We start from the raw sequence: 615 nt of genomic DNA, 5'->3' as shown, positions 1-615 counted from the left end.
CCCACCCACCGCCGTTGCCGAGGCCGCCGCCGGCCAAACCGCTGCTGCCGCCGCCGGAACCACCACCGTCGCTGTCGGAACCACCGCCGCCGCTGCCCGAGTCGCCACTTCCGAGGCCGGCCGGTGGGCTGCCGTAGCCGCCGTCGCTCGCCCCGCTCATAGGCGGCGGCGCCGCGGTTGCGGGCGCATTGTCAAGCTGTGCCATTCCAGTCCGCTGGTCGGCCAGCCAGACATTGGCGAGGACGACCGCAAGCACGCCTAACATGGCGGCGACAACAATCAGGACAACAGTTTTGGCGCGCATGTACCCAAGCCCTGTGGTGCGGAATTCGTCTCCGTTGGCATCTGCTCCCGTAGGCTGGGCCTGCTGGACTGCGGGCCGGTTCGGTCCTCGCCGTGGCTCAGCAGCCCGACCGCAAAACCTATCTGCCGCAAGCTTGCCGCGATCCGCACGGCGACGGCGGGCGCGCCGTCACCGGCCGGACCGGCGACGACCAAGGCGATGCGTTCCTCGCCGCGCGCGGCGGAAAAGAGCCCTCTGGTCATCAGCAGCACGATCGCCCAAAAAAGGCGCATGACCCCCAACCCAACCCTGCAAGCCGCGGCTGCTCACGC

Annotated in this window: 1 protein-coding gene and 1 pseudogene; one reads left to right on the top strand and one right to left on the bottom strand. The window is 69.9% G+C overall.

What is annotated here, in order from left to right; all coding sequences use genetic code 11:
* Positions 1–304 (bottom strand): annotated as a pseudogene (locus tag EN738_RS34865) (hypothetical protein); the annotation flags it as partial.
* Between the two features lie 92 nt (positions 305–396).
* Here EN738_RS34865 and EN738_RS36025 point away from each other — a divergent pair.
* Positions 397–615 (top strand): hypothetical protein (locus tag EN738_RS36025; RefSeq protein ID WP_210214108.1); only part of this gene is annotated, 219 nt, incomplete at its 3' end.

The sequence above is a fragment of the Mesorhizobium sp. M4B.F.Ca.ET.017.02.2.1 genome (genome assembly GCF_003998955.1).
Classification (GTDB): Bacteria; Pseudomonadota; Alphaproteobacteria; order Rhizobiales; family Rhizobiaceae; genus Mesorhizobium; species Mesorhizobium abyssinicae.
Note: the sequence above shows the minus strand (reverse complement) of the source record. Positions and strands in the feature narration are given on the sequence as shown.